Raw genomic sequence first — 25,802 nt, 5'->3', positions numbered from 1 at the left:
GAAAGGTTTCGGCGCCTTTTTTGTTTTGCCGCGCAAAGGGTAGGGGCCTTAAGTGACATTGTCGGGTACATCTACTGTCCAAGCTGAACCGGAGGGCGCGGGCCATGGCGTGAACAGGGTAACCGGCATATCAAAGCTTGCTGTGAAACCAAGTATGAAGTTTCTCAAAATATCGATTATGGACATAATCTGCTTAGGCATGTATCTCCGTTCTGTCGAAAACAGGCGGCGCCGGGAGCGTCGCGCTTACCCCGCCGACCCGCCGAACGTCAAACTTACCTAGTGCGCAGGCATCGTTGCGATGTTTACAGTCGAAGATCAGTCGGTTGTGATTTGAGGCACATGTAGTGTTAGCCACTTGCAAAAACTACAATATATGCCAACAGCGCTGGCTTAGCACCCAAAAAGATGTGTCGCGAACTCTGGGGTCTGGTTGACGCGCATGTGTGATCTGAGGTTTGTACTCGTCGAACAGTTTTGAACAGGTTGTTTGAGCATGATCTCATTGAAGGGCTGTCATTTCCCCAAGGATGCTGTTTTGTACGCTGTGTACTTCTACCTGCGTTACACGGTGTCGTATCGGGACTTAGAAGAAATCCTGGCAGAACGCGGCGTTCAGGTGGACCATGCCGCTCTCATCAGGTGGGTCGTGAGGTATTCACCGATGATCGCAGCAAGATCGCAATCGAAGAAACGCCCAACGCCGAGCTCTTGGCGCATGGACGAGACATATGTTCGTGTTCGCAGCAATTGGATGTACCTTTACAGGGCTGTCGACAAGGCAGCAGATACTCTTGATTTTATGCTGTCTGAGCGGAGGAACCGTCCAGCGGCAGCTAGGTTCTTTGCCAAAGCGCTGTCTTCAAATGGAATCCCGAGCAAGATCGTCATCGACAAAAGCGGAACCAACGCAGCGGGCATTCGAGAGGTGAACAAAATGCTTAATCGGTTTGGTTGCCCTGCCAAAATTCAAACAGTCAGGTCAAAGTATTTGAATAACCTGACCGAGCAGGATTATCGGTTTATCAAGCGTTGCGTGCGGCACATGTGCGGGTTCAAATCGTTCAGGTCCGCATCGGCTATTCTGGACGGCATCGAGGTCGCAAACATGATCCGAAAGCAGCAGTTCCCCAACGCTACGACGTCGGGATTTCAGATATTTGCGGAGATCGCAGGATAGGTGTGTCCGGTTAGTTGCTACTCTAGTCATTCCAAAAGTTTGCAACAGATCCAATTACATGCGCCCGGTGAGTATCTTAGCCAGATCGGGTTCAACCTTTCGGGTTTGTTCCAGATCCAGACTGTTTTTTACGTGAAGGAGATGGTGTTGGATGTTGTCTTCCGCGGATTTTGGATCACCACTCAAGATCGCATTAATGATCGAAGCGTGCTCATCATCGGGGCACGAAGAGTCTCTGTTGGTTCCGAACAATGCCACGATCAGAGACGACCGGGTTACCAGCTCGCGGACAATGCGTGTGAGTACCGTATTGTTGTGGCATTTGGCCAGCTCCACATGAAACTCACCTGAGAGCCGAATAATCTCGGTTCGATCATTAGCTGCCCGAGCCTTATCTTCTTCTTTGACATGTGTCCGTAATGCGTCGATTCCCAGGCTGCCGTTTTCATGTGCTAGTGTACGTACGATGCCAGACTCAATCATCAAGCGGGCCTCAAAAACCTCTCGAGCTTCGTCAGGGCTTGGACAGGCTATAAAGGCACCGCGGTTGGAATGAAGTTCAACAATGCCTTGGCTGCTCAATAACAACAACGCGCGGCGGACGCGCATGCGACCAACGCCAAAGGTCTCACATAAGGTTTGTTCACTCAATTTGGTTCGTGGAGCCAGCTTCTGTTCCATAACCGCGGAATAAATTCGATCGACGATCAATTGCTCATCCGGATCAGATTGGACGGTGTCGAGTTTTTGTTGGGCGTCTGTCATCTTGTTCCGATTTGGCTGGAATTCATGTTCGTTTTTATTAGACGCACGGCTTCCGAATGACAATATATTGAGCATTTGTTCACAATATCAACACTGCCGTTGATTAAAAATGTTGACATAGATTGTTAACAATGCTGAGTTTAACAACATCACCGGGATTCGACCTGTGACTCAATAACCTTTGCAAGCGCACAAAAGAGGCGCCCAAACCTCAATAGGGAGGAAACAATGAAACGCAGAAATCTGATGAAATCATCGGCGGCCCTGGCGATGGCCATATCCGTTCTGGGCTCCACCGCCTGGGCGGAAAACCCGGTTCTTAAGATTGGCTTTGTTGGTGTGACTTCAGGTCCGGCAGCGGCCTGGGGCATCTCGAACCAGCGCTCGATGGAGGCGCGGGCTGACTGGATCAACGAATCCGGGGGCTACAAGATTGGCGATACCACATACGACATCGAAATCGTCTCGTTCGATGACCAGAAAGACCCCAAGCGCGCAATCGCAGGCATGGAGAAGATGGCGCAGGAAGGGATCCACTATGTGGTTGGTCCGAATGTGGATGACGGCGCAGCCGCCGTGCGCCCAGTTGCCGAAGCAAAAGGGATCATGTATTTCCCATATGCCTTCCCGAAAGAGCTTTATACCGCTCCGGCGTCCAATGCGGTTTTGGGCATGGTTGCGAACTATCAATCCGGCCCGGCGATTTACGAATACCTGCGCGACGAAAAAGGAGTAAAGAGCGTGGCCTTTGTTGCTGCCAACGAGTCTGATCCGCTGAGCCAGCGGGATGGAGGGATCGCAGCGGCAAATGCGCTGGGTCTTGAAGTTGTGTCTGACAACGTGACGTATCAGGTGGACACGACAGATTTTACCCCGGTTCTGACGCCTGTAATGCGCACGCAGCCTGATTTGCTGGTTCTGTCCGGCGTCTCGCCGGCCAATGCACCTCAGTTGATCCGGTCTGCGCGCGAACTGGGGTATCAGGGCATCATCTCGACCGAGACCGCGCAGGATGCGACGGTTCTGCGCGAAGGTGCGGGCGATCTGGCCAACGGGTTCATCTCGGTCGGCGGTGCATCGACGCCTGAAATCGCATCGGACGACATGAAGGAATTCGTCAAGCGTTACACTGATATGTTCGGCGAATATAACGATGAATCGAATACCAAGGTCTATGCGCTGGAGTATATTCTGGCGACTTTGAACGCCAACCCGGCGGGCATTGACGACGTCAAGGCGTTCCAGACCACGATGGACACGTTCGAAGCACCGAACCCTTTCATGAAAGGCGACGCCGTAATGCGGTACGTCGGAACAACCTCCTTCGGACAAAAGCGTCAGATTGCGGTCCCGCTGGTAGTGAATGTCTACCAGGACGGACAGTTTGAAACACTCTTTGTCGCTGAAGTCGACTGAGGCAGAACTCCCCACGACAAGGCGAAAGCCTAACGAGCCACTCAAACTCCCGGGCTGATGATCGGCCCGGGAAACCCGAACCTAACGCGGGACTATCATGGAACAGATACTAGCAAACGGCATCTATCTGGGCGCGCAATATGCGATGATCGCCTTGGGTCTGACGCTGATCTTTGCCCTGATGAACGTACTGAATTTTGCTCACGGACAGATGTACGTTCTCGGCGGCTTTGTGACCTACACCTTCTACGGACAACTTGGCTGGCCTTTCATCCTTGCGCTGCTGGCGTCCTGTATCACTCTGGCCGTGCTCGGCGCACTGATAGAACGGTTTCTGTTCGCCCCAGTCATACGACGGTCATCGCGCGAAGAAAGCACAATGCTGTTGGCGGCGGGACTGGCGTTTCTGTTTGACGCGGTCATCCTGCTGGTCTTTGGAGAAAAACAGCGCGGTGTGCCCAAGATCGTCAACGGGGTTTTCAACTGGGATTTCAAGTTGATCATGCCATATGACCGTATTTTGATCTGCGTGCTGGCTATTCTGTCGATCGTCACTTTCATCCTGTTTATGCAGTATTCCAAAACCGGCCGCGCCCTGCGTGCGCTGGCGCAGGACAGAACCGCGGCCCAACTGATGGGAGTCAATGTTGCTCGCTACTCCATGATTGGATTTGCATTGGGCGCAATGCTGGCTGGTCTGGTCGGCGGTCTGCTCGTGACTATTACCGGCGTCAATCTGGGTATGGGCGGACCGACCTCAATCAAGGCTTTCATGATGGTCATGATCGGCGGCGCAGGTGTGATTTCCGGCGCAATCGCAGGCGGTATCATCCTTGGCTTCATGGAAGCCATCGGTTTAGCGGTGCTCTCGCAATATGGCGATATCACCTATCTGCTGATCTTCGTCTCGCTGATGATTTTCCTGGCCATCCGCCCGCAGGGCCTGATGGGCAAACCGTGGGGATAACGCAGTGCCAAAATTTTCAATGATCCAATGGGCCGGTGTGGCGGTCTTCCTGCTGGCCATCTTCATCGCGGTTCCCGGCTTTGTCGCCGCCTCCGGACGGTCTGACCTGTACTACACGCTGACCTCGGTAGCGCTGCTGTCGATCGCCAGTGCCGGTGTCTGGCTGACCTTCTATATCGGCCGCATTAACATAGGGCAGGGCGCCTTTGCCCTGATCGGAGCTTATGTCTCGGCCATTCTGGTGACCAAGGCTGGCATTTCGTTCTGGCTGTCCCTGCCGCTTGCGGGCCTCTTTGCAGCCGGTGTGGCGGTTCTGATCGGTCTGCCGATCCTGCGGCTGCGGGGCGTGTATTTTGCAATGATCTCGCTGGTGCTGACACAGGTCGTCACCCTGACTGCGCTTGCCTTGCCTGTCACGAATGGTGCCAAGGGCATCACCTCGATCCCGCTTCCGGGCGGGGTGTCGATCCTGGGTATCCCTCTGATACCCGATTTCGGAACACTGGAGAACCCAAGACTGGCCTTCTACTACACCGCCTGTGTTCTGATGGTCCTGACCTTTGCCGCCATGTACCGGCTGGTGAATTCGCGCCTTGGCCACCTTTGCCGCTCGATGCAGCAGAATGAGGAACTGGCCAGCTCCATAGGTGTGAACATCTCGTATATCCGGGTCATCGTCTTTGCCATCTCGTCCTTTCTGGGCGGCATTGGCGGTGCGATGTTCGGATCGATCGCGCAATCGGTTTATCCGTCCAGCTTTCAGGTCGCCGACAGTGTGAACTTCATGCTGAATTGCTTCCTCGGTGGTCTGGGATATGTGTTTGGCCCGATGTTGGGCACGCTGGTCCTGTATTTTGGCTGGGACCTGTTGTTCGAGTTGGGCCGCTTCCAGCTGCTGGCCTATTCCAGCTTGCTGATCATCCTGATGCTGTTCCTGCCCAACGGGCTGCTCAGCCTGCGTCTGCCTGGCAAGAAAGGAGAGGACAAATGAGCCATCTTCTGGAAGTCCGCCATGTCACCAAGAAATTCGGTGGCCTGACCGCGAACAGCAACATCTCGTTCAACGTCAATGAAAACGAGATCCTGTCGGTGATCGGACCGAACGGTGCGGGTAAAAGCACGCTGTTCAAGATGATTTCGTCCTTCCTGCCGACCACGACCGGAGAGGTGCTGTTCAAGGGCGAGAGGATTTCAAACCTGAAACCACACGCAGTGGCGCGCAAAGGTGTTGTCCGCACGTTTCAGGAAACGACGATCTTCAAATCCATGACAGTGCGCGAAAGCATCATTGTCGCTCAGCACTTACGGGCCCGTGCTTCGTTGGCCGGGTATTTCTGGGGCACAAAAACGGCGCATGAAGATGTCGACAGTTTCGGGCAATATGCCGACGATCTGATCGAATTCCTCGGCATGACCGAGATCGCAAACGAACAGGCCTCAAACCTGCCACAGGGCAACCTGCGGGCGTTGGGGATCGCGATTGGTCTGGCAACCGATCCCAAGGTGTTGCTGCTGGATGAACCCTTCGCCGGGATGAACCATGACGAGACCATGAAGATGGTCAATCTGGTGCGCAAGGTGCGAGATGACCGGGGGGTGACCGTTCTACTGGTAGAACATGACATGCCTGCGGTGATGAATATCTCGGACCGGATCGTTGTGCTGAATTTCGGTGAGATGATCGCCGAGGGCACACCGGTAGAAATCCAGAACAACGAAAAAGTTATCGAAGCCTATCTGGGCAGCGCCGACGACGAGATTGGGATCTGAGCCATGACCAAAATGTTAGATTTCAAGGATGTCGAGCTTTACTACGATCACGTCTATGCCCTTAAAGGGGTATCAATAGATCTTGAGCAAGGCGAAACGGTTGCTCTGATCGGTGCCAATGGGGCAGGCAAAAGCTCGATCCTGCGGGCGATCACTGGGCTGGCGAAGATCAAATCCGGTTCGGTTGCGTTCGAGGGCGAACAGATTGCCGGAACCAATCCGGCCGAGATCGTCTCGAAAGGCATCGCTATGGTGCCCGAAGGGCGGCGCGTCTTCCCGTACATGTCGGTAAAAGACAATCTTCTGATGGGGGCGTTTACCCGCTCGGACAAAGCGGATGTTCAGCGGACTCTGGATTCGGTTCTGGCACGGTTTCCGCGTCTGAAAGAGCGCTACAGCCAGTCGGCAGGAACCTTGTCGGGTGGCGAGCAGCAGATGATGGTGATCGGGCGCGCTCTGATGGCAAAGCCACGCCTTCTGTTGCTGGATGAGCCGTCGTTGGGAATTGCGCCCAAGCTGGTGCAAGACATTGCGCGGTCTATTGTAGCTATCAACCGGGACGAAGGTGTGTCTGTGCTGCTGGTCGAACAGAACTCGCGCATGGCGCTTTCGATTTCGCACCGTGCCTATGCACTAACCACAGGAAATGTGGTGATCTCGGGCAATTCCAAAGAGCTGTTGACTGATCCCCGGATCAAAGCCGCCTATCTGGGCGGAGAAATGTGAGGACGTTGTGAAACTTCTAGTCGTCAATCCCAACACCACCAGTTCCATGACGCGAAAGATAGAAGAGGCAGCGCGGGCGGCTGCGCATCCTGAAACCATGATTATTGCTGCCACTTCGCAAGACGGTCCCGCCAGCATACAGGGCTATCTGGATGTCTCTACTTGTGTTCCGGGCTTGTTGGATGTGGTCAAGCAGCATCCGGATGTGGATGGCATCGTAGTGGCCTGTTTCGATGACACAGGCGTCGACGCTGTACGTTGCATCACCTCGGCTCCGGTCGTTGGTGTTGGTGAGGCCGCCTATCACGCGGCCTCCATGATCAGTCCAAAATTCAGCGTCATTACTACGCTGTCCCGATCTCTGGCTGGGTTGGAAACCAATTTGCTGAAATATGGCCTGGATCGCAGATGTGCCCGGGTTCGGGCATCGGACGTGCCGGTTCTGAAGCTTGAGGAAAACGATCCGGCGACAATAGATAAGATACGGGCTGAAATTCGCGCCGCCATTGACGAGGACAAAGCTGAAGCCATCGTTCTGGGTTGTGCCGGAATGACAGACTTGATGTCACAATTATCCGAGGAGTTTGGTTTACCAGTTGTTGATGGTGTTGCCTGTGCCGTCACCTTTGCCGAAGCCTTGGTCAAATCCAGATTGACGACGTCGAAGCTGTGTTCTTACGCCTAGCCGGGGTCTTCGACTTGCTCTCTACGGCCAACTATTCCACCACTTTTGGGCAAAATCAGAGTTTTTCAACACTATCGGCCGGGCCTCATCGTCAGCTAACGCAATCTGCCGCTTTCCGGCTGACCGTATTCCTCGATGAAGTCCGCCATCACGGTGCTCCAAGCCTCCTGTCCACAACATCGTCTAAGTGTTCCAGGAGGATCGTCAGCAGATAGTTGTTGCCGAAACGCCATTCGCTGGTCAGATCGCGAAGCCGTTGGTATTCTGCTTCGGACATGCCGAGGATGTGTCGCAAACTCTGGAATCTAGTTGACGCGCATGCTCCCAGGTCTGCTACGAACCCAGAACGAACGTGTCTGGAAACTCAGACCGATGTTCCAGCCACTGTCTTGCCAAGCGTTGGGTCGAACAGTCCTCCCCCTAAGTGCAAGTGCCCCCAGTTCATGATCCCCAACAAGGTTGGCTCTAACGCTCGCCCCCGGTCGGTAAGCATGTAACGATAGCGCACAGGCCTGACCTGATAGGCCTCCCGCTCCACAAGCCCCCACTCCATCAACCGCTTTAGTCGTTGAGACAGAAGGTTTGGGGGCAGGTGTTCCTCACTGTTCTGCAATTCCTGGAATGTATGTTTTCCGTGCCACAACAGGTCTCGCACCACCAGCAGGGTCCATTTGTCACCAAGGATCTCAAGGCTGCGCGCAATCGAGCATCGGGAACGAAACTCATGCTCTGTTTGGGTCATTCCGTCCTCATGTTAGCTGTCAATTTGTTGAACTTAGTGCAGTTACTTAAAAAATGGAAGTTTGACTCGGATTGTGACTTAATTTATGGAAGCCGCTGGTGATGACAGTCCGCGAAAGGCTCCAAAATGACCACCATCGGCAATACCCCACTCATCAAACTGTCCCATCTGACAGGACCCGATCACGCCGACATCTATGTGAAGTGGGAAGGGGCCAACCCAACGGGCAGTATGAAAGACCGCATGGCCTTGTCGATGATCGAAGGGGCCGAACGGCGCGGAGAGTTGAAGCCCGGTGGGCGCGTTGTCGAGTACACTGGTGGCAGCACCGGAAGCTCGCTGGCGATGGTCTGTGCCACTCGCGGGTATAAGGCCCACTTTGTGTCTTCAAACGGGTTCTCCGAGGAAAAGCTACAAACGATGAGAGCGTTCGGCGCGGAAGTGGAAATTGTCCACGCTGAGGGCGGCGTGCTGACTGCGGATGTACTCGACCGGATGATCGTGCGCGCAAAAGAACTGGCCGGTGAACCAGGCACGTTTTGGCCGGATCAGGTGAACAACATAGATAACAAGCTGGGGTATCACGATATGGCTCAGGAAATTCTGAGCCAAGTAAACACTCCCGTACATGCCTTCGTCATGGCTGCGGGCGGTGGCGGTTGCATTTCGGGCAATGCTGAGGTCTTGAAGACGCACAATCCCAACACCGAAATTGTCGCCGTGGAGCCCTACTACGTGCGCAACCTCTCAGGAGGTGACACCAGTGGTACGCACAAGCTCGAGGGGATAGGCTTATCCTTCGTGCCGAAGATCCTGCGCAGGGACCTCATTGATGATGTTATTCCAGTGAAGGATGAAGACGCCTATTGGGGGGCCCGGGCGCTCGCTGGCCAGGAAGGTTTGCTTGGCGGTGTGACGTCAGGTGCAAACATCTGGGCGGCCCTGAAAAAGGCCAAGGAACTTGGACCGGGCAAAACCGTAGTGACCGTGATCATCGACACCGGTCTGCGATACTTGAACGGAGACTTGCATCGGTAGTGGATCTCAAACACGAATTGTCGATGCCAGCTTTGTTCGCGCTGCTGACCTTGCGGTGATCCTACCTTTCGTGCCTGCAGCGAATGTCTGAATTTCGGGCAGCGACCGTAGAGTATGGGGTTGCGCTGAGAGATTGGTTTGGGCCGTCCTCGATGGCTCCACAGATCTCTCTTAATTCAGATGCTGCTCCGCCTTCGATGACCGCCCAGAGCCCAGTTTGACAGATACCGCACTCTGCACGAATGCCAGCTTTTCAAAAGTCGCTATTGACTTAGAGTGGCTCTAACTCGCTACCCAGAGATCAGAGGAACATTTGCGAAGATGAGAATTGCTGAAGCGGCGGAAGCCTGTGGGCTATCCGCACATACTATAAGGTTCTACGAGAAGTCGGGAATGCTGCCAGAGATCGAGCGTGGCACCGATGGACATCGTCGGTTTACGCCTCGTTTGGTCGAGTGGCTGACTCTGCTCTATTGGCTGCGCGAAACCGGCATGCCACTCAAGCAAATGCGTCGGTTTACGACTCTTGCCAAAGCGGGCGATGCAGGTATCGAAGAACGGCGACAAATCCTGTTGGGCCACGCGTCAACGCTAAAAGCCAAACGCGCTACTCTCGAAAAATGCGAAAGTATCCTCGCCATCAAGATCGCCAGCTATGGCCCGGACACCAAAGAGGATGACCCATGAAGTTTGCCTACCTGATCGAACCGCCGTTCAATTACGTCGATGCAACAGGCCTCGTCACGGGCTGTGACGTTGAACTCGCGCGGTATGTATTGGCGCAACTTGGCATTGCCGGTTTTGAAATGGTAGAAACGGAATTTGCTGAACTCTTGCCCGGGGTCGGGGATGGCCGATGGCGCATGACGACCGGTCTTTTTGGAACGGAAGAACGCAGGAAGAGCGCATTGTTCAGCCGCCCGATCTGGGCGCTACCCGACGGGCTCCTGGTGGCTGGGGGCAATCAGATGGGTTTGAGCGGATATCGATCGGTTGCCGACAATTCTGATATCCGTTTGGCGGTTATCCGGGACCAGTTTCAGCATCGCTCGGCGATTGAATTTGGCGTCAGCGCAGAGCGCATCATGATTTTCGAAACATATGCCGAGGCCGCACAAGCTGTTTGTGAAGGCACCGCCGATGCCTATGCCAGCGTGGGTCGAGCGCATGGTGGATTTATCGAGCAGAACCCGGAATGGGACCTGGAACTGATCCTTGTGCCAGACTCAGAAAAACCTCCTGCGTTCGGGTCGTTCGCGTTTGGTTTGAACGACACAGACCTGCGGAACGAAGTCGATGCAGTTCTTTTGCAATTCCTTGGGACCGATGCACATCGGAACATGGTCGCTTCTTTTGGTTTCTCGGCTGCCGAAGTTGATATGGTGGCTGCCTGATACGTCGAAAGCTGACCTTGGCCGCGGCGCGCAAAGTCCGATACCGCCCAAGTGCCTTGCAGCGAGCCAGAGTGGCCGAAGCTGCGCGATGCGAGAATGGCGGCTTTGTGAGAGTTTCTGCAGAAGTTGCTTGACCTGAAGTAGCTTCAGGTAGGTAGGGACTTGGGCGAGAGGATCAGAACGCATGATGATTTCAGAAGTTGCAGAACGCACCGGACTCAGCGTTTCAACAATTCGTTTCTATGAGAAATCGGGGTTGTGTCCATTCGTCCAACGCGGCACGGATGGCAAGCGCAAATTCTCGAAGACAGATGCCGACTGGTTAGAGTTACTGGCGTCCCTTCGTTCGACAGGTATGCCTTTGGCAGAAATGCGGGCTTTTGCGGAGCTTTACGCATCCGGCGACGGCAAAGTCTCTGAGCGCAAAGCTGCCCTTTTGGCACATAGCCGCCGCCTGGAAGATCGACAGGCCGATCTGGACCGATGCCGCGTGATCCTAAATCGAAAACTGAAACGCTATGATGAGATATTGAAGGATCAGGCATGAGAATTATCGTAGTCGGAGCAGGTGGTGATATTGGACAAGCTGCCTGCAAGGAGCTTCGGCAAAGGCATGAAATCGTCACAGTGGGACGTTCAAGTGGGGACCATCGGGTCGATTCAAGTGACTTAAACGCGGTGAAATCACTGTATGAAAGCCTCGGCAATTTCGATGCTGTGGTGTCCTGTGCAGGCGACGCGACCTTTGCCCCGTTGCCGCAGATGACCCAAGTGACCTTCATGGTGGGTCTTCAGCAAAAGGTTATGGCGCAAGTGAACCTTGTCCTGGCTGGGCTGGACGTCATTTCGGATGCAGGTTCCTTCACTCTGACAAGCGGTGTTCTTGATCGCGATCCGATCAGAATGGGTTCAAATGCGGCAACCGCTAACGGAGCATTGGCAGGCTTCGTAAAGAGCGCTGCAATCGAGATGCCGCGCGGGTTGAGAGTCAATGTTGTCAGTCCGGGCATGTTGGACGTGTCCGCGCCACGTTACGGCGCATGGTTTCACGGCCACAAACCGGTTTCATCCCATCATGTTGGATTGGCATATGCGAAATGTGTCGAGAGTGCTCTCACAGGGCAGGTGGTGATCGTTGACTAGAAACCCGTCGTGCGACCGGACGTTGGTGCAACCGCAGCGAAATAGGACTCTCGTCCGCGACTCGTAAATTGGGTGTCCGAAAATTGCTGCGCAGTCGATGAATGGCCGGTCTCCGCGCTGCACCGCGGCGCCGAAATTTCCGTCCCTGCGGCATACAGGTGCTGTGAGCGCGCGCAACACGAAATCGCTCAGAGTGTCATTTCGCCCCGTCCCGCAATGGCGTCATTGTTTTCTTAGCGTTGGATTCCACACTCTTCCGCAATTGACCCCTACAACTTTGCCCTCAGACTGAAGACGCTCAGCGGTCTCGCACCATATGAATACATCTGCAAAATCTGGACATCAAAACCAGATCGATCCATCCTAAATCCAATCCACCAGATGCCGAAACTGAACACCTAACCCCGGCCGATGTCTACTTCGGACGCGGGCAGACCATACTAAGACAACGAGGAAGGACCAAACAAAAGACAATCGAAACCCGGCGCTTGCTCCACCTCGAATCCGCCGCATAATCAAAACAACCAGGTGAGCCTGATCCTCTCTTAGTTCAGGCGGCCAACTGTCCCAAATTCCCTGACGACAGGCAGCATGTCGCACTTTACGCAACTGGCGACATTTGAAGACGGTCGCTACGAAATGCGATTCTGTGGCGCAGTACTGAAATCGACCCAAGTAAATCGCTGGGTCGATTTAGCCGAGATTTCAGATTGATGCAGTGAAACCTGGCAGTCCAGCGTTTTGGCAAAACACCTGCGTGCAGCGGAACGGTTCCTGCGATTGAACAGTGTGCTCATATTCTCTGTCAGCATGATTATTTTACTATCAGGAAAGCTTGGTGCTATTGTGGTCCGAATTGGATGGGCTATTGCACCGCGCCTGGTTGCAGAACCGGTTTGGACAAGTGTAGCAAGACGTTGAAAGAGTGAAATTGAAAAAAAAAGACAAAGACATGGCGATAAATCTGAGTCAGGACCCGCATTCGGTTCGTTCGGGTGACAGGGAAAAAGTTCTCGAAGTCGCCATTGGTCGCGAGGTTCGAGCGTTTCGTAAACAGCAGAACATCACGGTTGCAGACCTGGCTCAGCTAACTGGGTTGTCAATCGGCATGTTGTCGAAGATCGAAAACGGCAACACGTCACCTTCTCTGACAACCCTGCAATTGCTGGCGGATGCGCTCTCGGTTCCTCTGACTAGCTTTTTCCGTCAGTTTGAAGAACGCCGCGAGGCGGTTCATACGAAAGCTGGTGAAGGGGTCGAACTGGAGCGCGAGGGAACTCGCGCCAACCATCAGTACAACCTGCTTGGGCATATCGGCGCCAATGGATCAGGTGTAATCGTGGAACCTTACCTGATCACACTGACTGCTGAATCCGATGTGTTCCCAACGTTCCAACATGGCGGAATTGAGACGATTTACATGCTTGAAGGCGAGGTAGACTATCGCCACGGGGACCAGATTTATCCCCTGAAGCCCGGCGATACCCTGTTCTTTGACGCCGACGCACCCCACGGCCCGGAACGGTTGGTCAATCTGCCGGCACGCTATCTTTCAGTGATCAGCTATCCGCAGACAAACTGATCGGCTTGCGCAGCAGGAAATCTGTGGGTCTGTCATACCCCTCATGGCTGCCCGTGCTGACAATCGTGAACCCAAGCCTGGAAAATATGCGATGGTTTTCAGTGAGCTCCACGCGCGTTTGCAGTTCCAGCGCGGGCAGGCCAAGCTGCGCTGCGCGGATTGCAGCATGATCCACCAAGGACCGGCAAATACCCTGTCCTCGCAATCCGTCCTTCACTGCCAGCTTTCCAAGGTACAAGCTGTCGGGCTTGGGCGTTAGAAACATGCAGGCGAAAAGCGGTCGGCCGATGGCCCAGATTTCTCCGCCACTTTGACAATGCGCAAGCATTCCGTCCACGTTCAGACGATGGATGGACGACGGAGGGTCGATCCGAGCATCCATGTACCGAAAGGACTCGCGCAGCAGCGCCAGAGCGTCATACAGAGCGAAGTCATCGCTCGGGATGAGCCACGGTGTTCTGTCTGGATCAGTCATAACAGCCAAGACACCTGACATTGCCGGTTTACTTTGACAAGGGGGGTTCCGTTTCCAGATCCGGCCAGATCCCGGGCGAGGTGGGCAACCCGTCGTCGAACTGGCTGAGATAGTCCAGCATCAGCGGCCGGTTGTCGATGAACCCTTTGTAGGTTGCCAGTTCCACTGGCAGATCACGAACAACACGATGCAGGCGACGACCCCATTTCGGTACAGTCATCAGATCCTGAAAACTACACAGATAACAGCGGATTGGGAATAACAGCGCGTTTGAACGCGGTAGTCGGAAGAATGTCTGCAACTCGACCCGAAGATGTTGTTTTTGGCCAATATTCTCCGGTGTCAGTGTGGTTTTCTGAATACCCCATTTATGGTAGTTCTCCGGGCTGGTATCCAAAAGCGGGTTGACCGTCATGGTCCAGTTCAGGCGGCGTGCGGGTGCGCCCTGCTGAATACTCAGCAAGAATTTCAGCGCACGCTGAAAGATACCCATCTCGTGGGCCAGTGGTACCGGGGCGTGCCATTCGAAAAAGTTCATGCCAATGTCGAAATCCAGGCTCCAGTCGGCCTGGGTGGTCACCATTCCGGCATCCATCCACAGCATGTCGTCACGTTGATCAAGCACCGCATAGTCACCCTGGGCCTGACGGGTGATATATTCCATCGGCCCGCAGGGCAGGGTGGTTTCATCCATGAAGGTAAAGCTGTGATCAATCCCCAATGGTTTGTTGATCCAGCGCCACTGGTTGCCGTTGCGGTGCAGTTCAAACAGATCCGGGTAATCCTCGGACTTGCAAACCATAATCAGTTCCAGAATGTCCCAACCCGCCAATGTCATGTGTGGCAAAGACTGGCAACGCAGCGGGTCCTGATCCAGAACGATGGCGCGGTCTTTCATTTCCGAAACGTAATGTTCGTCCACATCGAACCGCTTTTCATAGACTGACCCTTCGGGCCCGCCGCGATGCTGTTCCATGTTGACCGAATACATGTAGCTGTCTTCGTGGAACGGAAACGGAAAGCGATTTATCGCCCAGTCCGAGTTATGAAACGTATAATCGTCGCGGAAGGACTCGTCGTTGAATTGAATGGTCATGTTGGGCCTCCTCTCAGCGGTCCAGCACGAGGGACTTGCCCTCGAAACGCGATACACAGGGCATGATTTTCTTGCCCGCTGCCTTTTCCTCATCGGTCAGCCAGTGGTCGCGGTGAACGAAATTGCCATCATGATCCAGCACAACTGTTTCGCATTGGCCACAGGCCCCGCCGCGGCACAGATACGGTGCATCCACCCCTTCACGTTCGATCGCCTCCAGCAGGCTTTCATTCTCGCCCACATGAATAACCTTGTCCGATGTGGCCAACCGCACTTCGAACGGTTTGCCGGGTCGCGGTGCCAGAAACTCTTCGTAATGGACGCAATCCTCGGGCCAGCCTTCGGCAGCGGCGGTGTTGCGCACCCAATCAATCATGCCCTTGGGACCGCAGACATAAACATGCGTTCCCAAGGGTTGCCCGCTCAGCAGGTTTTTCAGATCAATCTGCTGGTTTTGGTCGTCGTAATACAGATGGGTTTCATTCGGATGCCTGTCTGTCAGTTGCTCGGCATAAGACGCCAATGCCGTGTTGCGGCACGCGTAATGCAGTTCCCAGTGCCCGTGCAGCAGTTCGAGTTGCTTGATCTGCGCCAGAAATGGCGTGATGCCAATGCCACCGGCCAGAAACAGGTGTTTGCGGGCGCGCAAGTCAAGCGAGAACAAGTTGACCGGGTAGCTGATGGTCATTTCATCACCCAGCTTGACCTGACGGTGCATGAACAACGAACCGCCCCTGCCTTCATCATCACGCCGGACCGAGATCGTATAGGATGACTGATCAAACGGGTCGGACATCAGGGAATAAGGATTAAGCCGTGTGATGCCGCCATCCTTCATTTCGACAACGGTATGCGCTCCGCCCGAAAATGTTGGCAACTGACCGCCGTCGATGCGTTCGAACCGGAACCGCGTCACCAGTTCATTCAGCGGGGTGATTTCGGTCACTTTGACCTGAATTTTCTCGGCACCGCTCATTCGTAAATCCCTTTCGGCTCGGGCACGTTGCCATGATCTTCGGCGTCGACGCGGACACCCTGATAGGCGGCAAGCCGGCGGGAGTAGTGATCGCGCACGAACAGATTCAGCCCGCAATGCGAGCAGACAAATGGATCAACCTCGACATCTTCGGTGATGCCTTTGCAGTGCACACATTGCATCCGGCGTGCAACCGAACCGCGATGCTCGGTCTGTATTGCCGTGTGTGGCAGGCCGACTGCTGTCACCTCGTTCATGGCCTGTCCCATCATGCCCTCAGTACCGCTCAGATAGACCTGCAGTCCCATATGCGCGTCCTCCAGTACGCGGCGGATGCGTTGCAGCGCGGCCGCATAGGATGGACCTTCGTAGAATTGGGCGGGGTTCAGCGCCTGCAACCTTTCCGAGTAGTCCGTCCCTTTAGGGATGTAGATCAGATGCGTTTTGGCCATCAGATCAGGCGTCGCGATGTCGAGAACGGCTTCTGCGCCTTCGGCTTCGGCGATCATGAGATGATGGTCACCCTTGCGAGCTTCCAGCGTGCCCCAGATCGGTCGGCTTGTGATTGACTTGGGAAATTCGAACTTTGACATTGTACCCTCAAATAGGAAAAGGGCGCCACGGTATGCCCGTTGCGCCCCCTGAAACTCAGCCCTTTGCGGTTCTGATCGATTTATCCTGATCGTAGAACGGCATCTCTTCCGCAGTCGCCGCTATTTCCGTTCCATCTCCGTTGCGCACCGTCAGCTTGGTTCCGGGCGATGCGCAGGCAACCGGCATCCGCGCGATACCCACATTATGCCCGTTGATTTCGGAATACATGCCAAAGGTGACAACACCGACCTTTTCACCATTCTGCAGCAGGTCCGCGCCCTCATTCGCCGGTGTCGTGCCTTCCAACTTGACGCCATAGATCTTGAACCGTTCCTTGCCTTTCGAGGCATAATGGTTCTCGGCGCCGATAAAGCCGGTCTTGCCGGGCGAGACAGTGAAATCCAGACCCAGTTCCCACAGCGTATCGCCACATGTCTCACCATCGAACGGATAGGTTTCCGAATTATCGCCCGGATAGAACAGCAGGTAACTTTCGGTGCGCAGCAGATCGAGTGTCGAGAACTGGACTGGTACGATGCCCATGTCCTTGCCGTCAGCCAGAATGCTGTCCCACAGATGCACAGCATGTTTGGCCTGACAGAAAATCTCGTACCCACGCTCACCGGTATACCCGGTCCGCGAAACCATCACCGGGCACCCATAAAGCTTGGTCTGCATGATGCCGAAATAAGCCAGGTCACGAATGCCGGGGATATGCTTTGCCAGGAAATCAACGGCGACTGGCCCTTGCAGCGACATATCATGCATGTCGTCGTCAAAAATGACCGAGCAGTTCTTGCCTGCCGCCACGGATGTCAGCTGCTCCATGCCTGTTCCGGTGCCATGCACCACCAACCACGTGTTCACCGACAGACGATAGATGATGCAGTCATCAACAAACTTGCCTTCGGCATTCAGGATCGAGGCATAGGTCGATCGGCCAGGCATGATTTTTTCCACATTCCGCGTGGTGACGCGATCAATAACATAGGCGGCATCCTCGCCAACCACATGAACCTTTTTCAGGCCGGATACATCCATAAGACCAGCTTTGGTGCGGATGGCTTCGTAGTCCGCTTTGGCACGTTCAGGGCTGTGGTCATAGAACCAAGCGGTCCCCATTCCGTTCCAGTCCTCAAGCTCGCCGCCGATCTCGGCATGGCGCTGCGCAAGGGCCGACGTCCTCCAAAGAATGGCCATGGTTCAGGTCTCCCGTTGATCGTTTTTGTTGGCCACATTGAGGCCGATGTTGGATTGAAAATCAACACCTGAGTGCAGAAAATTTTCCTGCTGGGAATATTTGCCTGCAATTTTTGCACCCTGAAAGCATTCCTGAGAAGGGAATTTGTTAGTTGTTTGTCAGATGTTTAGGTCCGTTTTTGGTGTGCCAAAGCTTAGGTTACGGACAGGCCTAAAAGGTGTTTGCCCCACATATCTATTGACAGGTCGCAAATGAAAATGTCCTCTGAGTAGATAAATATTCCCAGCAGGAAATTCTGCGCGGGCGGACCTCCTGCTGCAACAACAGGGAGACTACGAAGTGGATGGTAATCTAAACGCACTCACGACGGTCTTTACCGAGTTTTATTACTGGGTAACGGTCGTCTTCATGTTCCTCATCCATGTGGGCTTTTGTATGTACGAGGTCGGCGCCAGCCGAGCGCGTAACCACATGCACACATTGATGAAAAACATCATGATCATCCCGCTGGTGACGGTCACGTTCTTCTTCTTTGGATGGTGGATCTATTGGGCCTTTCCGAACTTTCCGTTCTGGGGCGGTCTGGATGCAGAAGCGGGTGCCGCGAATCTGCCTTGGGCCGACACAATGGCCACCAACCTTGGCGACAGAATCACAGGGGTCTTCTGGGCCGCATTCTTGCTGTTTTCGTGGACCGCGGCCTCGATCGTTTCCGGCTCGGTGATCGAGCGGATCAGATCTTCGGCCCTTTGGGTACATGCGGTGCTGATCGGGTCGGTCTTCTGGATCATCGATGCCGCATGGGGTTGGCACTATGCCGGCTGGATGGTGCGTGTTCTGGGGTATCATGATGCCTATGCATCCGGCGTTATTCACGCGATCGCGGGGGGGTATGCGCTTGGTGTGATCATGGTTCTGGGTCCGCGCCTTGGCAAGTTTGCTAAGGACGGAACGCCTCGGGATATTCCACCTCACAATCCGTGGATGCTGACGATCGGGATTTTCCTGATCTACACCGGCTTCTGGGGTTTCTACGCTGCCTGCAACGTTCCGGTGATCTCTCCCGAGGCGATTGACGGGCAGATCACTGGCGTGACCTGGACGGCAACAAACATCTATCTGGCTCCGACGACTCTCTCGGCGATTACCTTCAATTTCCTGATGTCTCTGTCTGGTGGGTTGATGGCGGCGTATGTGGTTTCAAAAGGCGATGCCTTCTGGACGTTCTCGGGCGGGCTGGCCGGTGTTATCACAGCATCCGCAGGGAATGACCTGTACCACCCGATCCAGGCGATGATCATCGGCGCGATCGGTGTCGTGATTGTGTACAAGCTGCACTACTGGGTCGAACGCCGGTTCAAGCTGGATGATGCTGTCGGGGCGGTTGCAGTGCACGGGTACTCAGGTGTTATTGGCCTCATCATTGCTGGGTTTGTCCTGTGGGGTGTCCCGTCTTCGCCTTACGAAGGATATGCGACGATCAATCCGGTCGGACAGGTCACCGGTGCAGTCATCATGTTCTTTGTTCTGGGTTTCATGCCTGGTTGGATCGTGGCCAAGTTGCAAGCGGCTGCCGGTGTTCTTCGCATACCGGAAGAGGTTGAGCTTCAGGGCCTCGATTACGCCGAACACCATGCCTACGAAGATGCCAAAGCAGCGATTATCGCGGCTGACAAAGAAGAGCTGGCCGCCCGCGGCGCAGCCGCGAAATAGAGGAGAACGTTATGTCTACAATCGGATATACAAGTTGGGCCGTTGATCTTGCAGAAGTCGGCCCGGTCTATCCCTTCCAGGGGTACGAAATTCTGATGGTCATCATTGGCGTCGTCTTCTGGATCGGCTGGCACCGTATCCAATTTGTCCGCGAGGGCGAGCATCTTGAAAAAGCCCGCCACGCAGGAGACGAAGACAGAGTAAAAGCACAGCTGGATCGTTATTGATCCGGTTTTGAGAACCGGCAATGGGCGCAAGATCAATGGATGCGTCCATTGCCTGACAGGAAAAAAACTTTCCTACCGTTATTGATATCCTGCAGAATAATTGGTACCGTCGAATCATAACGAAACACACAAGGAGATCTGCCAGCCATGTGCGGAATTGTTGGATTATTCCTCAAAGATCAGTCCCTTGCTCCTCAACTGGGCAATATGCTGACAGACATGCTGATCACGATGACAGATCGTGGCCCCGACAGTGCCGGTATTGCGATTTATGGCGCAGAATCGGCGGGTATAACCAAGATTACGGTTCAGTCCCCCAACCCCGAAACCGATTTTGTCGACCTTGCGGACGAGTTGGGCAAAAGCCTGGGTACGTCTGTTGGTCAAAGAAACAACGACACACATGCCGTTTTGGAAATTCCTGCCGGTCAGTTCGAAGCTGCACGCGCCGCGCTGGCTGAGATCCGCCCGTCGGTCCGGGTGATGAGCCGTGGTGACAGCCTTGAAATCTACAAGGAAGTCGGCCTGCCGAAGGATGTTGCCGAGCGTTTTAACCTCAGCGGAATGAGCGGCACGCATGGCATCGGACACACCCGCATGGCGACGGAATCTGCGGTGACCACAATGGGTGCCCACCCGTTCAATACAGGGTCCGACCAATGTCTGGTCCATAACGGGTCGCTGTCCAACCATAACTCGTTGCGCCGCAAACTGCGCCGCGCGGGTGTAACGATCCAGACAGAGAACGACACCGAAGTTGGCGCAGCCTACCTGACCTGGAAGATGATGAATGGTGCCACCTTGGGCGAGGCTCTGGAATCCAGCATCGATGATCTGGACGGTTTCTTCACTTTTGTCGTGGGAACCAAGGACGGCTTTGGCGTCGTGCGTGATCCGATCGCGTGTAAACCAGCCGTGATGGCTGAAACCGATCAGTATGTGGCTTTTGGCAGCGAGTATCGCGCCCTAGTGAACCTGCCCGGCATCGAAGATGCACGAGTTTGGGAACCTGAACCGTCCACCGTTTATTTCTGGTCGCACAACGACAGCCCCACAACCCACGAAAAGGCCGCCTGATATGCAGACCTATGATCTAGAGGCAGACGGGCTGCGCGGATTGAACTCTTGCTTGCAGGCACAAAATTCCGAGACCAACCAGACCCGTTGGGAAATTGTAAATCCCAAGGGCAGCCATGCGATTGCCGTTGGGCTGGATGCGCCGATCGAAGTGACGGTCAAGGGATCGACTGGGTATTACTGCGCGGGGATGAACCAGCAGGCAACTATCAAGGTAGAAGGGTCCGTCGGGCCGGGTGTTGCAGAGAACATGATGTCCGGTCAGGTCATCGTCGATGGTGACGCCAGCCAATATGCCGGCGCGACCGGCCATGGCGGATTGCTGGTGATCAAGGGCAATGCAAGCTCGCGCTGCGGCATTTCGATGAAAGGCATCGACATCGTCGTGCACGGCAATATCGGCCACATGTCCGCCTTCATGGCGCAAGCCGGAAACCTGGTGGTCTGCGGAAACGCAGGCGATGCGCTGGGGGATTCACTCTACGAGGCGCGGCTGTTCGTGCGTGGCTCGGTCAAAAGTCTTGGTGCCGATTGTATCGAGAAGGAAATGCGTCCCGAACATCTGGAGATACTGAAAGACCTGCTGGGCCGGGCGGGCTGTGATGCCAAACCGGAAGAGTTCAAACGCTACGGCTCGGCACGGCAGCTGTACAATTTCGACATCGACAACGCCGCCGCATACTGAGGAAGAAGGGTATGAAAGATATGGACGATCAGATCCCCCGCACCCTGCCGATCCAGTCGGCGACGTTCTCCAACCCCATCAATGCCGAGATCCGACGCGCAGCCGCGACAGGCATCTATGATATTCGAGGAGGTGGCGCCAAGCGCAGGGTCCCTCATTTCGACGATCTGCTGTTTTTGGGCGCATCCATCTCGCGCTATCCGCTGGAAGGATATCGCGAACGCTGCGATACCTCGGTAACGCTAGGCACACGTTTTGCGAAAAATCCGATCAAGTTGGACATTCCGATCACCATCGCGGGTATGAGTTTCGGCGCGTTGTCTGGTCCCGCCAAAGAGGCTTTGGGCCGTGGCGCATCTGCTGCGGGCACATCGACCACAACCGGTGATGGCGGCATGACCCCGGAAGAACGGGGCCACTCGACCAAGCTGGTCTACCAGTATCTGCCCTCGCGCTACGGCATGAACCCGAATGATTTGCGCAAGGCGGATGCGATTGAAGTCGTGGTCGGGCAAGGCGCTAAACCCGGAGGTGGTGGGATGCTTCTGGGTCAGAAGATCAGCGACCGTGTGGCCGAAATGCGGACCCTGCCCAAAGGCATCGACCAGCGTTCGGCCTGTCGCCATCCGGACTGGACCGGGCCGGACGATCTGGAGATCAAGATCCTTGAGCTGCGCGAAATCACCGGTTGGCAGGTGCCGATCTATGTCAAGGTCGGCGCGACGCGCCCCTATTATGATACTGCACTGGCGGTAAAGGCCGGGGCTGATGTCGTGGTCATGGACGGGATGCAGGGTGGCACAGCCGCCACGCAGGATGTGTTCATCGAACATGTTGGCTTGCCCACACTGGCCTGTATCCGCCCCGCCGTGCAGGCGTTGCAGGATCTAGGTGTGCATCGTGAAGTTCAGTTGGTCATTTCGGGTGGCATACGAACAGGTGCAGATGTGGCCAAAGCATTGGCGCTTGGGGCCGATGCGGTCGCCATTGGCACCGCCGCTCTGGTGGCCCTTGGCGACAACGATCCCAAATGGGAATCCGAGTATCAGAAACTGGGCACGACCACAGGGGCCTATGATGACTGGCACGAAGGGCGCGACCCCGCTGGCATCACAACGCAGGACCCAGAGCTTGCCGCGCGCTTGAACCCCGTCGAAGCGGGTCGCAGGCTGCGCAACTACCTGAAGGTCATGACGTTAGAGGCGCAGACCATTGCGCGCGCCTGCGGTCACAACCACCTGCACAACCTCGAGCCGGAGGACCTGTGTGCCCTGACTATGGAGGCCGCCGCGATGGCGCGGGTGCCCTTAGCGGGAACCAGTTGGTACCCGGGCAAGGAAGGGTTCTGAACATATGCGACGCGGCCTCCTGAATGGGGGCCGCGTTCTTGCTTTGAAAACCGAAAATTCAACAGGGAAAGGAAAGCAATCGTGACGATAGATCTCGCAGCTTTCGCAAAAGAAAAAGGCGTCAAATACTTCATGATCTCGTTCACCGATCTGTTTGGTGGACAGCGGGCCAAACTGGTGCCAGCGCAGGCCATTGCCGAGATGCAGGAAGATGGCGCTGGTTTTGCCGGTTTCGCTACCTGGCTCGACATGACACCGGCGCATCCCGACATGCTGGCGGTTCCGGACCCGACTTCCGTCATCCAACTGCCCTGGAAACCAGAGGTGGCATGGGTTGCGGGCAACTGTGTGATGGAAGGCAAGGACGTCGCGCAAGCCCCGCGCAATGTTCTGCGCCGCCTGATCGACGAAGCGGCAAGCGAGGGCATGCATGTCAAAACCGGGATCGAGGCCGAGTTCTTTTTGATGACCCCGGATGGCGAACAGATCAGTGATCCGTTCGATACAGCCGAAAAGCCCTGCTATGACCAACAGGCCGTGATGCGCCGTTATGATGTGGTGCGCGAAATTTGCGACTACATGCTGGAACTGGGCTGGGGCCCGTACCAGAACGACCACGAGGATGCCAACGGCCAGTTCGAGATGAACTGGGAATTCGATGATGTCCTGCGCACAGCAGACAAGCATTCCTTCTTCAAGTTCATGGCAAAATCGATCGCGGAAAAACACGGGCTACGGGCAACATTCATGCCGAAACCGGTCGAAGGGCTGACCGGCAATGGCTGCCACGCCCATATCTCGGTCTGGGATGCGCCGGGTGATGCCGCTAAAACCAATGTATTCGCAGGAGAGGGTGACGGCCCCACCGGCGAGGTTGGTCTGGGAGAACGCGGCAAGCACTTCCTCGGCGGGATCATGAAGCACGCCTCGGCACTGGCGGCGATCACCAACCCCACAGTGAACAGCTACAAACGCATCAACGCGCCGCGGACGATGTCCGGTGCAACCTGGGCGCCAAACACGGTGACGTGGACCGGCAACAACCGCACGCACATGGTGCGCGTTCCCGGCCCCGGACGTTTCGAGTTGCGCTTGCCCGATGGCGCAACCAACCCCTACCTGCTACAGGCCGTCATCATCGCGGCCGGGCTGTCAGGTATCCGGTCCAAGGCCGATCCCGGCAAGCGCTGGGACATCGATATGTATGCCGAAGGCCATAAGGTACGCGGTGCACCGAAACTGCCCCTGAACATGCTTGATGCGCTGCGCGAATACGACAAGGACAAAGAGCTGAAGGCGATGATGGGTGCCGAATTCTCGTCAGCTTTCCTGAAAATGAAGCATCAGGAATGGAACTCTTTTGTTTCCCATTTCTCGCGCTGGGAAAAAGACAACACGCTCGATATCTAAGTCGGATTGCAGGATTGCATATCGGGGCCGCGCCATAGGCGGCCCTGTTTCTGCGATGGCCACGCGAAGTTAGTCGCTCTTTTCACGCTGTGTGTCACGGGCATCTGCGCCCGCATCCGCCTCCAGCCGCCAGTCAGGTACGTCATTGACCAGCATGAGCGCCGCCCTGCGCAACGTCACGCGCATCCTGTCGACAACCGGACCGGACATGCCGCAATCCGCCAGCGCGGCGTCAAACGTCTCCAGCCAAAGCTCGGCATCAGCTTCGCGGATAGGGACATGCGCATGAATTTCACGCAGGTCCATGTGACCAAATCGTTCGCGGTAATAGGCCCGCCCTCCCAGAAAACCGCTGAGAAATTCGAACTGGGCCTGTCTGGTATGGTTCAGCCCATGGCCGCGAAAGTGTAGCCTGTGCAAGGAATAAACTGCCGGATCCGTTTCCATCCGATCATAGAAACGCTCAACCAGACTGCGCAGCCGGCTCTCACCGCCAAGTTGCTCTAATGCAGACGTCATGTGCTGCCTCTTATTGCCTTTGGCTTCAATATTATTGCATAGCAGGAAAATAAGTTTAACACCAGTGACAGTTTGACGTATGCATGGTCTCAAGCGGATTCAAACGAAGCCGATGATGGTGATGACAAAATGACTGCTCTGGCGCTTGGCCTGGTCGCGGCACTTTGCTGGGGGATACACGATCTGGCAGTACGTTATGTCAGCCAGTCTGTCAGCGTGATCGCATCGCTGATGGTCGTGCTGATATCGGGCGCGGTGCTTCAGTTTGGTCTGACGGTGACGCTGGGTACATTTGACTCGATTTCTGGTGCCGCAGTGTTCACCGCTGTCGCCGCGGGCGGGTTTTATCTGTTGGCGGGTATCAGCATGTATGCCGCTTTTCAGCGTGGCCCGGTTCGGTTGGTTGCGCCACTTGTCGCGAGTTACCCGGTCTTGTCCGTGTTGCTGGCCATATGGCGGGGTGCAACTATCAGCCCGCTGCATTGGCTTGCCGTCATTGCGATTGGCATCGGGGTTTCCGTGGTCGCAGCCAAGTCCGAACGGGATGCGGTGGTGTATCCGGCAACAGGCCCAACAATACTGCTGTCGCTGGTTGCGGCCGTCGGCTTCGCGGCGGCCTTTGCCCTAGGACAATATGCAACCGAGCTTAGCAACGAGTACTCGGTCTCGCTGGTCAGCCGATTGGCGGCAATCCTGACTCTGGGGATGGTTGCTGTGGCATCTGGAAAAGCAATCTGGCCCGGACCCCAAGCGATGCCCCTGTTATGTGTGATGGGTGTTCTGGATGCAGTTGCCATCCTTTGCGTGGTCTCAGCGGGTGGTTTGCCCAATGCACAATTTGCCTCGGTCTCGGCATCCGTTTTTGGGTTGTTAACCGTAGTTCTGGCCTGGGCCATATTGAAGGAAAAAATGGCTCTTCAGCAGTGGCTTGGATGTTGTGTTGCATTTGCAGGTATAGGGTACCTTGCACTCTGAAACGCCCCGCTCCGGCCCCCGTGTTTATCAGGCGGTCAGGCCTTCTGGTTCTGGGAGTTTGTTTGCGCGGCAGCAGGCGGTGAGGGTGTTGGCCAGC

Annotated in this window: 28 protein-coding genes and 1 pseudogene; 21 read left to right on the top strand and 8 right to left on the bottom strand. The window is 55.3% G+C overall.

Going from position 1 to position 25,802, the window contains the following annotated elements; translation table 11 throughout:
• The first annotated feature begins 496 nt into the window (after positions 1-496).
• Positions 497-1,180: an IS6 family transposase gene (locus ACR0EK_RS10180; RefSeq protein WP_480773859.1), complete on the top strand. Its 684-nt coding sequence runs from the start codon at positions 497-499 to the stop codon at positions 1,178-1,180.
• Positions 1,181-1,234: 54 nt separating this feature from the next.
• Here ACR0EK_RS10180 and ACR0EK_RS10175 read toward each other — a convergent pair whose 3' ends face one another.
• On the bottom strand, positions 1,235-1,945 hold the full coding sequence (locus ACR0EK_RS10175; RefSeq protein ID WP_480773860.1) for a GntR family transcriptional regulator: 711 nt from the start codon (positions 1,943-1,945) through the stop codon (positions 1,235-1,237).
• Between the two features lie 228 nt (positions 1,946-2,173).
• Between ACR0EK_RS10175 and ACR0EK_RS10170 the strand changes: the two genes are divergently transcribed.
• From ACR0EK_RS10170 to ACR0EK_RS10145, 6 genes are all read left to right on the top strand, one after another.
• Positions 2,174-3,361, top strand: coding sequence for an ABC transporter substrate-binding protein (locus ACR0EK_RS10170; protein WP_480899798.1), 1,188 nt, complete (start codon positions 2,174-2,176; stop codon positions 3,359-3,361).
• A gap of 97 nt (positions 3,362-3,458) precedes the next feature.
• On the top strand, positions 3,459-4,328 hold the full coding sequence (locus ACR0EK_RS10165; protein ID WP_480483595.1) for a branched-chain amino acid ABC transporter permease: 870 nt from the start codon (positions 3,459-3,461) through the stop codon (positions 4,326-4,328).
• A 19-nt stretch (positions 4,329-4,347) separates the two neighbouring features.
• On the top strand, positions 4,348-5,319 hold the full coding sequence (locus ACR0EK_RS10160; protein WP_480546035.1) for a branched-chain amino acid ABC transporter permease: 972 nt from the start codon (positions 4,348-4,350) through the stop codon (positions 5,317-5,319).
• Positions 5,316-6,098 (top strand): ABC transporter ATP-binding protein, encoded by a 783-nt coding sequence (locus tag ACR0EK_RS10155; RefSeq protein ID WP_480495253.1) that lies wholly within the window; start codon positions 5,316-5,318, stop codon positions 6,096-6,098. The genes ACR0EK_RS10160 and ACR0EK_RS10155 overlap by 4 nt, the downstream gene beginning before the upstream one ends.
• A 3-nt stretch (positions 6,099-6,101) precedes the next feature.
• Entirely contained in the window at positions 6,102-6,824 is a 723-nt protein-coding gene (locus tag ACR0EK_RS10150; RefSeq protein WP_480899800.1) for an ABC transporter ATP-binding protein, read from the top strand.
• Positions 6,825-6,831: 7 nt separating this feature from the next.
• Positions 6,832-7,509, top strand: coding sequence for an aspartate/glutamate racemase family protein (locus ACR0EK_RS10145; RefSeq protein WP_480483598.1), 678 nt, complete (start codon positions 6,832-6,834; stop codon positions 7,507-7,509).
• Positions 7,510-7,873: 364 nt separating this feature from the next.
• Here the strand turns inward: ACR0EK_RS10145 and ACR0EK_RS10140 are convergent, their stop codons facing one another.
• Positions 7,874-8,251 carry a winged helix-turn-helix transcriptional regulator gene (locus ACR0EK_RS10140; RefSeq protein ID WP_480483599.1) on the bottom strand — a complete coding sequence of 126 codons (378 nt, stop codon included), beginning with the start codon at positions 8,249-8,251 and terminating at the stop codon, positions 7,874-7,876.
• A gap of 126 nt (positions 8,252-8,377) precedes the next feature.
• Here ACR0EK_RS10140 and ACR0EK_RS10135 point away from each other — a divergent pair, with 126 nt between their 5' ends.
• From ACR0EK_RS10135 to ACR0EK_RS10105, 7 genes and pseudogenes are all read left to right on the top strand, one after another.
• The gene (locus ACR0EK_RS10135) at positions 8,378-9,289 is read left to right on the top strand and encodes a PLP-dependent cysteine synthase family protein (RefSeq protein WP_480539155.1); all 912 of its coding nucleotides are present in this window, start codon (positions 8,378-8,380) and stop codon (positions 9,287-9,289) included.
• A 321-nt stretch (positions 9,290-9,610) separates the two neighbouring features.
• On the top strand, positions 9,611-9,976 hold the full coding sequence (locus tag ACR0EK_RS10130; RefSeq protein ID WP_480483601.1) for a MerR family transcriptional regulator: 366 nt from the start codon (positions 9,611-9,613) through the stop codon (positions 9,974-9,976).
• Entirely contained in the window at positions 9,973-10,683 is a 711-nt protein-coding gene (locus ACR0EK_RS10125) for a transporter substrate-binding domain-containing protein (protein ID WP_480967789.1), read from the top strand. The genes ACR0EK_RS10130 and ACR0EK_RS10125 overlap by 4 nt, the downstream gene beginning before the upstream one ends.
• A gap of 184 nt (positions 10,684-10,867) precedes the next feature.
• Positions 10,868-11,230 carry a MerR family transcriptional regulator gene (locus tag ACR0EK_RS10120; RefSeq protein WP_480912135.1) on the top strand — a complete coding sequence of 121 codons (363 nt, stop codon included), beginning with the start codon at positions 10,868-10,870 and terminating at the stop codon, positions 11,228-11,230.
• Complete coding sequence (locus tag ACR0EK_RS10115) at positions 11,227-11,826, top strand: short chain dehydrogenase (protein ID WP_480967788.1); 600 nt, start codon at positions 11,227-11,229, stop codon at positions 11,824-11,826. The genes ACR0EK_RS10120 and ACR0EK_RS10115 overlap by 4 nt, the downstream gene beginning before the upstream one ends.
• Positions 11,827-12,096: 270 nt before the next feature.
• A pseudogene (locus ACR0EK_RS10110) lies at positions 12,097-12,228 on the top strand (IS481 family transposase); the annotation flags it as partial.
• 550 nt (positions 12,229-12,778) lie between these two features.
• The gene (locus tag ACR0EK_RS10105; RefSeq protein WP_480483605.1) at positions 12,779-13,408 is read left to right on the top strand and encodes a helix-turn-helix domain-containing protein; all 630 of its coding nucleotides are present in this window, start codon (positions 12,779-12,781) and stop codon (positions 13,406-13,408) included.
• Here ACR0EK_RS10105 and ACR0EK_RS10100 read toward each other — a convergent pair.
• The 5 genes from ACR0EK_RS10100 to ACR0EK_RS10080 are packed head-to-tail and all read right to left on the bottom strand — an operon-like array spanning position 13,386 to position 17,749.
• Positions 13,386-13,883 carry a GNAT family N-acetyltransferase gene (locus ACR0EK_RS10100; RefSeq protein WP_480483606.1) on the bottom strand — a complete coding sequence of 166 codons (498 nt, stop codon included), beginning with the start codon at positions 13,881-13,883 and terminating at the stop codon, positions 13,386-13,388. The two genes, ACR0EK_RS10105 and ACR0EK_RS10100, sit on opposite strands and share 23 nt — an antisense overlap.
• Before the next feature lie 28 nt (positions 13,884-13,911).
• Complete coding sequence (locus tag ACR0EK_RS10095; protein WP_480483607.1) at positions 13,912-14,979, bottom strand: heme-dependent oxidative N-demethylase family protein; 1,068 nt, start codon at positions 14,977-14,979, stop codon at positions 13,912-13,914.
• Positions 14,980-14,992: 13 nt separating this feature from the next.
• Complete coding sequence (locus tag ACR0EK_RS10090; RefSeq protein WP_480508325.1) at positions 14,993-15,955, bottom strand: PDR/VanB family oxidoreductase; 963 nt, start codon at positions 15,953-15,955, stop codon at positions 14,993-14,995.
• Complete coding sequence (locus ACR0EK_RS10085; protein ID WP_480487939.1) at positions 15,952-16,548, bottom strand: dimethylamine monooxygenase subunit DmmA family protein; 597 nt, start codon at positions 16,546-16,548, stop codon at positions 15,952-15,954. The genes ACR0EK_RS10090 and ACR0EK_RS10085 overlap by 4 nt, the downstream gene beginning before the upstream one ends.
• 55 nt (positions 16,549-16,603) lie before the next feature.
• Positions 16,604-17,749 (bottom strand): aminomethyl transferase family protein, encoded by a 1,146-nt coding sequence (locus tag ACR0EK_RS10080; RefSeq protein ID WP_480478538.1) that lies wholly within the window; start codon positions 17,747-17,749, stop codon positions 16,604-16,606.
• A 340-nt stretch (positions 17,750-18,089) separates the two neighbouring features.
• Between ACR0EK_RS10080 and ACR0EK_RS10075 the strand changes: the two genes are divergently transcribed.
• The 6 genes from ACR0EK_RS10075 to glnT all read left to right on the top strand — a co-directional run bounded on the left by ACR0EK_RS10075 (position 18,090) and on the right by glnT (position 24,211).
• Positions 18,090-19,463: an ammonium transporter gene (locus tag ACR0EK_RS10075; protein ID WP_480483611.1), complete on the top strand. Its 1,374-nt coding sequence runs from the start codon at positions 18,090-18,092 to the stop codon at positions 19,461-19,463.
• Positions 19,464-19,474: 11 nt separating this feature from the next.
• Positions 19,475-19,690, top strand: coding sequence for a hypothetical protein (locus ACR0EK_RS10070; protein WP_480483612.1), 216 nt, complete (start codon positions 19,475-19,477; stop codon positions 19,688-19,690).
• A 147-nt stretch (positions 19,691-19,837) separates the two neighbouring features.
• Positions 19,838-20,767 (top strand): class II glutamine amidotransferase, encoded by a 930-nt coding sequence (locus tag ACR0EK_RS10065; protein ID WP_480967787.1) that lies wholly within the window; start codon positions 19,838-19,840, stop codon positions 20,765-20,767.
• Between the two features lies 1 nt (position 20,768).
• Complete coding sequence (locus ACR0EK_RS10060; RefSeq protein WP_480487933.1) at positions 20,769-21,452, top strand: protein GlxC; 684 nt, start codon at positions 20,769-20,771, stop codon at positions 21,450-21,452.
• A 20-nt stretch (positions 21,453-21,472) separates the two neighbouring features.
• A complete protein-coding gene (locus ACR0EK_RS10055; RefSeq protein WP_480478657.1) occupies positions 21,473-22,801 on the top strand; it encodes an FMN-binding glutamate synthase family protein in 1,329 nt (442 codons plus the stop codon).
• Between the two features lie 81 nt (positions 22,802-22,882).
• Complete coding sequence (gene glnT / locus ACR0EK_RS10050; RefSeq protein ID WP_480487932.1) at positions 22,883-24,211, top strand: type III glutamate--ammonia ligase; 1,329 nt, start codon at positions 22,883-22,885, stop codon at positions 24,209-24,211.
• Between the two features lie 69 nt (positions 24,212-24,280).
• On the opposite strand, the gene ACR0EK_RS10045 is transcribed toward glnT, so the two are convergent.
• Positions 24,281-24,730: a group II truncated hemoglobin gene (locus ACR0EK_RS10045; RefSeq protein ID WP_480478526.1), complete on the bottom strand. Its 450-nt coding sequence runs from the start codon at positions 24,728-24,730 to the stop codon at positions 24,281-24,283.
• A gap of 129 nt (positions 24,731-24,859) precedes the next feature.
• Here ACR0EK_RS10045 and ACR0EK_RS10040 point away from each other — a divergent pair, with 129 nt between their 5' ends.
• Positions 24,860-25,705, top strand: a complete 846-nt coding sequence (locus tag ACR0EK_RS10040) for an EamA family transporter (RefSeq protein WP_480483616.1) — start codon at positions 24,860-24,862, stop codon at positions 25,703-25,705.
• The last annotated feature ends 97 nt before the right edge of the window (positions 25,706-25,802 follow it).

This window comes from Ruegeria sp. AE4 (assembly GCF_056542185.1).
The sequence above is the reverse complement of the archived record's forward strand: the minus strand, read 5'-3'. Positions and strand labels throughout refer to the sequence as shown.